This is a genomic window from Mesorhizobium sp. M7A.F.Ca.CA.004.04.2.1 (assembly GCF_004022825.1).
Taxonomy (GTDB): domain Bacteria; phylum Pseudomonadota; class Alphaproteobacteria; order Rhizobiales; family Rhizobiaceae; genus Mesorhizobium.
Map to the genome: position 1 here is coordinate 1 of NZ_RZPH01000195.1, position 7383 is coordinate 7383.

General features: G+C 61.6%; 8 protein-coding genes. 4 read left to right on the top strand and 4 right to left on the bottom strand.

The window, feature by feature from the left end:
* Positions 1–79: 79 nt before the first annotated feature.
* Entirely contained in the window at positions 80–616 is a 537-nt protein-coding gene (locus EN893_RS11555; protein WP_206517156.1) for a L,D-transpeptidase, read from the bottom strand.
* A gap of 144 nt (positions 617–760) precedes the next feature.
* Between EN893_RS11555 and EN893_RS11560 the strand changes: the two genes are divergently transcribed.
* The 4 genes from EN893_RS11560 (at position 761) to EN893_RS11575 (ending at position 4153) form a co-directional block, all read left to right on the top strand.
* Entirely contained in the window at positions 761–1444 is a 684-nt protein-coding gene (locus EN893_RS11560; protein WP_013528898.1) for a response regulator transcription factor, read from the top strand.
* A 120-nt stretch (positions 1445–1564) separates the two neighbouring features.
* Positions 1565–2020 (top strand): cyclic nucleotide-binding domain-containing protein, encoded by a 456-nt coding sequence (locus EN893_RS11565; protein ID WP_023811239.1) that lies wholly within the window; start codon positions 1565–1567, stop codon positions 2018–2020.
* A gap of 147 nt (positions 2021–2167) precedes the next feature.
* Entirely contained in the window at positions 2168–3235 is a 1068-nt protein-coding gene (locus EN893_RS11570) for a glycosyltransferase family 9 protein (RefSeq protein WP_164748787.1), read from the top strand.
* Positions 3236–3478: 243 nt separating this feature from the next.
* The gene (locus tag EN893_RS11575; protein ID WP_127267332.1) at positions 3479–4153 is read left to right on the top strand and encodes a hypothetical protein; all 675 of its coding nucleotides are present in this window, start codon (positions 3479–3481) and stop codon (positions 4151–4153) included.
* Positions 4154–4283: 130 nt separating this feature from the next.
* Here the strand turns inward: EN893_RS11575 and EN893_RS11580 are convergent, their stop codons facing one another.
* The 3 genes from EN893_RS11580 to EN893_RS11590 form a co-directional block, all read right to left on the bottom strand.
* Entirely contained in the window at positions 4284–5090 is an 807-nt protein-coding gene (locus tag EN893_RS11580; RefSeq protein ID WP_127267331.1) for an exodeoxyribonuclease III, read from the bottom strand.
* Between the two features lie 170 nt (positions 5091–5260).
* Positions 5261–5944 carry an outer membrane lipoprotein carrier protein LolA gene (locus tag EN893_RS11585; RefSeq protein ID WP_127267333.1) on the bottom strand — a complete coding sequence of 228 codons (684 nt, stop codon included), beginning with the start codon at positions 5942–5944 and terminating at the stop codon, positions 5261–5263.
* A gap of 151 nt (positions 5945–6095) precedes the next feature.
* On the bottom strand, positions 6096–7383 hold a 1288-nt coding region (locus EN893_RS11590; RefSeq protein ID WP_128361545.1), incomplete at its 5' end, for an FtsK/SpoIIIE domain-containing protein.

Here is a 7383-nt window from a genome sequence, read left to right on the forward strand (position 1 = left end):
CCGACAGGTAGCCTACTGCCTACTGCCTACTGCCTACTGCCTACTGCCTACTGCCTACTGCCTACTGCCTACTGCCCTACTATCTCACCACCCTCACCACCGTCCGGTCCGACAGCAGTGGCAGCAGCCGCGCCATGGTTTGCGCCGTGACAGCCACACAGCCTTGCGTCGGCGTGAAGCCGGGGCGCGCCAGATGGAAGAAGATGGCGCTGCCGCGCCCGCGCCGGCGCGGCGACAGGTTCCAGTCGAGCACAAGGCAGGCGTCGTAGAGCCGGTCGTCGCGCCGCATGCGTTCGTGGCTGGCGCCATAGGGTATCTTGACCGGCCTGTTGTAGTTGCGGTCTTCGGGCACTTCGCACCAGCCCAGATCGGGCCCGATCGGCGTCATCGCCAGACGGGTCCTGCGGCCGCTGGAGAACTGATCTCCCCGGAAATACCCCGACAATATCCGCATCGCGGCCAGCGGCGTGGCGCCATCGCCTTCGCGCTTGCCGGCCGAGATGCCACCGCGCCCCAACGCACAGGCAAACACCGTTTTCCCGGCCTGCAACAGGCCCTGGCTTGGATGCCCAGGCCTCGCCCGCACGGTCAGCACACGCAGCCCTTTTCGCAAAATTGCGCCGGCTGCATTGCGATCGTGTTTTTTCTTGTATGATCGTGCCACGGAACAAATCACTGTGAACGGCTGTTGCGCCGGTCAGCTTCCGCATAAACAGGCAGCGGTCAACTGAATTTTCTTTTCAAAACAACGGATTGATCCATGACTTCACGCACCATACTGATCGTCGACGATGATGATGACCTGCGCGGCACACTGGTCGAGCAATTATCCCTTTACGAGGAATTCGACGTGCTGCAGGAATCGACTGCGGCAAAAGGTGTCGCCGCAGCGCGCGGCGGCCTCATTGATCTGCTCATCATGGACGTCGGACTGCCCGACATGGATGGCCGCGAAGCGGTGAAGATCCTGCGCAAGGGCGGCTACAAGGCGCCCATCATCATGCTGACCGGCCACGACACCGATTCGGATACGATTCTTGGTCTCGAGGCCGGCGCCAACGACTATGTGACGAAGCCGTTCCGCTTTGCCGTGCTGCTGGCACGCATTCGGGCGCAGCTGCGCCAGCATGAGCAGAGCGAGGACGCCACCTTCTCGGTCGGGCCTTATACTTTCAAGCCCAGCCAGAAACTGCTGCTCGACCCGCGCGGCGGCAAGGTGCGGCTGACGGAGAAGGAAGCCTCGATCATCAAATATCTTTATCGCGCCGACCAGAAGGTGGTGACGCGCGACGTGCTGCTCGAGGAAGTATGGGGCTACAATTCCGGTGTCACCACGCACACGCTGGAAACCCATGTCTACCGGCTGCGCCAGAAGATCGAGCGCGATCCTTCCAATGCGGAAATTCTTGTGACAGAAAGCGGCGGCTACAAGCTGGTTCCTTAAACATTTCATTATCCAATGAGCGGTCGGGCGGGGCCGCTTTCGGGTACGATCCAGTTGGAGGGTGGTTTGGATCGAACTCGCAGAGGAGGAGTCGGACTGTCGGTTCGGGGACATAGCTAGATGGCGCTGGATGACGACATCCGCGTCCTGTCCGCCGTGAGGCTCTTCGAGGGCTTCACGCAGGAACAATTGCGCCTGCTCGCCTTTGGCGCCGAGAACACCAGGCTGATTGCCAACCACAAGCTTTATCGCGAGGACGACGAGGCCGATTCCGCCTATATCGTCGTCAGTGGGCGCATCGTGCTCTACCGGGAGCAGGGTGGTGAACGCATCCCGATTGGCACGGCAGGCCCCGGCACAATCCTGAGCGAACTGGCGTTGATCGCCGACACCAACCGGTTGACCAGCGCCTCGGCCGAGATCGATTCGGAAGTGATGCGGCTCAGCCGCAAGATGTTCCGCCGCATCCTGGAGGAATATCCCGAGATCGCGGTCAAGCTCCACCAGCGCATCTCGGAGGAATTTCAGGCGATGATCCGCCGCATCGAGGAACTGGCCCCGCGCTTCTCCGGCTGAAGGCTGCCCGCCTGCGAAGCTGTTGTTTCGCGGCCAAAGGCGGAAGCGCGGCAGCGTCCGTTGACAGGCCCGAGGTGAAATCCTAAAGCACCCCGAAGGCGGCCGGCACAGCAGGCGCCATCACCAGGCTCCTGGGGGGAGCGAGCCATGCCGTCAGGGCGGTACGAGACGATTATCTTGTATTCCCGCAATGACGCGTTCGGCGACGGATTGATCCGGATTCCGGCTTTGCGCGCCGCCAGAACGGCATTCCCCGATAGTTTCATCGTCTACGGAACCACCCGGTCGTCGTCCCTTGAACATAGCCTCAATCGCCATGCCGGCCATTTGGTCGATGCGATCAATGTGCGCACGCCGCTGGCGCGCCTGGTCGCCGATCACCGCAAGGGCAAGGGGCGATTGGCCGTTGTCGATTTCCGCATCTCGGCGCGTTGGCTGCTTCAAGCCTCGGCATCACTGCTCGGCCGCGGCATCGCCTATGAGGCAAACTTTCCGGCTTTCGCCCTTTCCTGGCGCCTGGGCCAAAGGCCTGAAGCACGACCCGGGCACAATGCCTGGCGCTACCACCGCCTCATCGAACGCCTTGCCGGCAAGCGGCTGCCTTTCGATCATCGGCTAGAGCCGGGCCCGGCCGCGCGAGCGGCGGCCAGGAGCCTTGCGGACGGCAAGCATGCTCCGTTGATCATTATCGCTGCGCACGGCAGCGCCAGCAAGCGCATGTCGGCGGATCAGGTTGCCGCGATCGCCGACAGCCTGATCGCCGACGGGGCGAACCTTCTCTATGTGAAAACCCCAGGCGATGGTCCCGATATGGCTGAACTGGCTCAGCGCGTACCGAAGCTGCGGCTTGTCGATTCCGCCGCGATCGAAGGTGTCGATATCGGTGACATCTTGCTGGCGCTCGGCGAGTTTGCCGATCTTTACATCGGCGCCGAAGGCGGTACCGCACATCTCATGGCAACCGTGATGACGCCGATGGTTATCCTCAGTGGCGGCGCCAACATGGCCCGTTGGAGGCCGCTTTCGAACTGCGTGGACGTGATCGAATCCCGCCATGCCAGTCCGACCGGTCTGGTCGCCAATGTGCCTGCGCCGACAATCATCGAAGCGGCGCAACGCATGCTGGCGACGCGCCGCCGCGACCATCCCCATCTGCCGGATCTCGCAAACTGTCAGCCCAGCAATTTCGCGACAACGACATGCATGAAGACTTGAAGCGCGCCGTTTGAACTTGAATTCATTTGGTCGCGCTTCGAAGCGCGTTGAGATTCAGGTCGGCCATTTGCAGGCCAGCCTCACCTGAACATCGGCGCCATGGTACAATGGGTTCGGTGGAGCGAAGCGCTGCAACCATGGTGACCACCGGCACAATGCAGGCGGAGTTCTCGGCGGCAGATCTGGCGGCTGTCGCATTTTGGTTCCAATGGAGTTCCTCTCAGTCCTCAATGAGAATAGCAAATGCCAGAGAACAACGCGCTGAACACAAAGCATGGCGGCGAATGGACGATAGCCTGGCGCTTGGTCATACTGACGGCGACGGCGATTAACGTCGCGATGCTCTTAGCCGCTCTGTTCGTTGCGCAGATTCGTGGTCTGGACGCGTGGATCTTTTATCGAGATCCATCTGCGGTCGCCGAAGTCGGCTTCTATACAGGGTGGATTTCGTCCCTGGGTGCTTCACTGTGGATCGGCTCCGGCGCGGTGACCCTGTTTGCTGGCCTGCTCACGCACCGATGGGATTGCACGTTTCTCGGCGGCCTTACCCTGTTCCTGGGGCTCGATGACCTGTTATTGATCCATGAGGACGTGCTCCCCATGGTTGCGATACCAGAGATCGTTGCGATGATTGTCTACGCCGCCGCCGGGCTGTTCTGGTTCTTTCGGCTGCGACGGAAGACATTCGACGGCACGATCGTCTTTGTGGCCGCAGGCTTCCTGCTCGCGCTGTCGGCATCCATCGACCAGATCGGAGATCTGTTTCCTACCCCTGGTTCTGCGGCCGCCATCGCCGAAGACGTCGTCAAAGAGCTTGGCATCTTCCTTTGGGCGGCAGGTGCCGTTGGGTACGCGGCGATGGTGACACGATTGGGCCGTCCGTGGGTGGATCCAGCCGACTCCACCTCTGCCGACTGACTGCCGCACGCGGGCATTTTCGACCAGACTAGAGCATTTCACCGTTTCACGGAAACGGCGAGCTGCTCTAACTCTTTGTTTTGACGCAATTCTAGACGGAAAACCGCTTCACACTTTTCCTAGAATTGCTCTAGTCCAGATCGAACCGCGCGATGACAGGCACATGGTCCGACGGGCGCTCCCAGCCGCGCGCCGGACGCAGGATCTCGTAGCCGGAAAAGCTGGGCACCAGGTTTGGCGACGACCAGACGTGGTCGAGACGACGGCCGCGATTGGACAGCTCCCAATCCTGCGCGCGATAGCTCCACCAGGTGTAGAGCTTCTGCTCATGCGGCACGTTGAGCCGCATCAGGTCGACCCAGTCGCCGGCGCGGCGCATCGCCTCGAAATTTTCCGTCTCGATCGGCGTGTGGCTGACCACGTTGAGCAATTGCTTGTGCGACCAGACGTCATGTTCGAGCGGGGCGATGTTGAGGTCGCCGACCAGCACCGAGCCGGACACCTCGTCATGTTCTGCCCGGATGGCATTCATCTCGGCGACGAAGTCGAGCTTGTGCTTGAACTTCCTGTTGATGACGGGATCCGGTTCGTCGCCGCCCGCCGGAACGTAGAAATTGTGGAGCAGGATCGCCTTGCCGCCGGCCCGCACCGTCACCGAGAGGTGCCGGCTGTCCTCTATCTCGCAAAAGCGTCGCTTTTCGACCACCTCGATCGGTCGCCGCGCCACCGTCGCGACGCCGTGGTAGCCCTTCTGCCCATGGAAAGCGATGTGCTCGTAGCCGAGCTTGCGAAAAGCCTTTTCGGGAAACAGTTCGTCGGGAACCTTGGTTTCCTGCAGGCACAGCACGTCGGGCGCATGCTCGACGAGCAGGCGCTCGACGATCGGCATGCGCAGGCGAACGGAGTTGATGTTCCAGGTGGCGATAGAGAAGGGCATTGGCAATCCAGGACAGCGTGCGACCGGCCAGAACCGATGGGCCCCGGCGGGGAAGACGCCTTTCGACGGAGTCAGTCCGGGAAACTGCCAGCCGCAAGCCGCAAAGACAAGCCGGGCCACGCCCGCTGAGGCGTGACCCGGCGCTTTCCACAGCTATTGGTGCGATTGGCCTAGCGCGCCTTGTTGGTGTTGAGTTCGCGGTTCGCCGTGTAGTCGATGGCGAAAGTATCAGGGGCGAAGCTGACGCCTTCCTTGGTGTTGAAGATCATCACCGTCGTGTCCTTGCCCTGCGCGTCGGTGATCGTCCACTGCCGCAAGTCGAAGGTTTTCGGATCGAACATCATGGTGATCTTCGAATTGCCGAACACCGATTTGTCGGCGAGCTGGATGGTGGTGAGGTCATCCTCCTGCTTGACGCTTTTGACGCGGTCGCCGGAGAGATCGATCCTGTTGTCGAGCAGCAGCTTCAAGGGTGTCTTCGACAGCGGATAGAGATCGGACGTGTTGAGCCTCTTGTTCAGGATGACCACCGACTGGCCGTCTGAAATCACCCGGAAGTTTGAAGAGCCGTCGTAGTTGAAGCGGATCTTGCCTGGCCGTTCGAGGAAGAACTTGCCGCCGGTCTGCTCGCCCTTGGGGCCGAACTGCACGAATTCGCCGCTCATCGATTTGACCGAGGAAAAGTGGTCGGCGATCTTCTGCGCAGCGGTCGGCACAGCCGCCTGCGCCGAAGCCAGCACCTGGAAGCCGGGCACCGCGTTGAAGGCTGCCGCCCCCGCAAACGCCAGGCCGAGGCCCAGCAACTGACGCCGGGATGGAGCAAATGTGCTGAGCGCTGAAAGATCGTTTTTCATGTCGGTCACTCTCATCTGATTCCTGAGTTGTTCTGTGCTTGGACCCCCAGTTAGGCTGAAATTTGGCGGGTCAGACGTCCCTTGGTCGCTTCAACGCCTTGAAAGGTTCAAGGTTGCCGGACCGGGATGTCACAAGGGTCAGGCTTTGTGGTCAGAACTTGTCCTCTTCGGTCGGCACCAGGATCTCGCGCTTGCCGGCATGGTTGGCCGGGCCGACGATACCTTCCTTTTCCATCTTCTCGATGATCGAGGCGGCGCGGTTATAGCCGATGCCCAGCCGGCGCTGGATATAGCTGGTCGAGGCCTTGCCATCGCGCAGCACCACGGAGACCGCCTGATCGTAGGGATCGTCGGAATCCTCGAAATTGCTGTTGCCGCCACCGGACCCACCCTTGCCCGACGGCTCGTCGTCGTCCTCGCCATCATCCTCGGTGATGGCGTCGAGATATTCCGGCACGCCCTGCAGCTTCAGATGCGCAACGATCTTCTCGACCTCTTCGTCAGCGACGAACGGGCCGTGCACGCGCTGGATGCGGCCGCCGCCGGCCATGTAGAGCATGTCGCCCATGCCGAGCAGCTGCTCGGCGCCCTGCTCGCCCAGAATGGTGCGGCTGTCGATCTTCGACGTCACCTGGAAGGAGATGCGGGTCGGGAAATTGGCTTTGATGGTGCCGGTGATGACGTCGACCGACGGCCGCTGCGTTGCCATGATGACATGGATGCCGGCGGCGCGCGCCATCTGCGCCAGGCGCTGCACGGCACCTTCGATGTCCTTGCCGGCGACCATCATCAGGTCGGCCATCTCGTCGATGATGACGACGATATAGGGCATCGGCTCGAGATCGAGGTTCTCGGTCTCGTAGATCGCCTCGCCGGTCTGGCGGTCGAAGCCGGTCTGCACGGTGCGCGAGATCTTCTCGCCCTTCTTGTCCGCCTGGCTGACGCGGGCGTTGAAGCCGTCGATGTTGCGCACGCCGACCTTGGACATCTTGCGGTAGCGATCCTCCATCTCGCGCACGGTCCATTTCAGCGCCACCACGGCCTTCTTCGGATCGGTGACGACGGGCGTGAGCAGATGCGGGATGCCGTCATAGACCGAGAGTTCCAACATTTTCGGATCGATCATGATCAGCCGACATTCTTCCGGCTTCAGCCGGTAGAGCAGCGACAGGATCATGGTGTTGATGGCGACCGACTTGCCCGAGCCGGTGGTGCCGGCGACAAGCACGTGCGGCATCTTGGCGATGTCGACGATGACCGCCTCGCCATTGATGGTCTTGCCCAGCGCCAGCGCCAGCTTGGCCTTCGTCGTCTCGAAGTCACGGCTGGCCAGAATCTCGCGCAGATATACGGTTTCGCGCTTGGCGTTCGGCAGTTCGATGCCGATGGCGTTGCGGCCGGGCACCACGGCGACGCGGCAGGCGATGGCGCTCATCGAG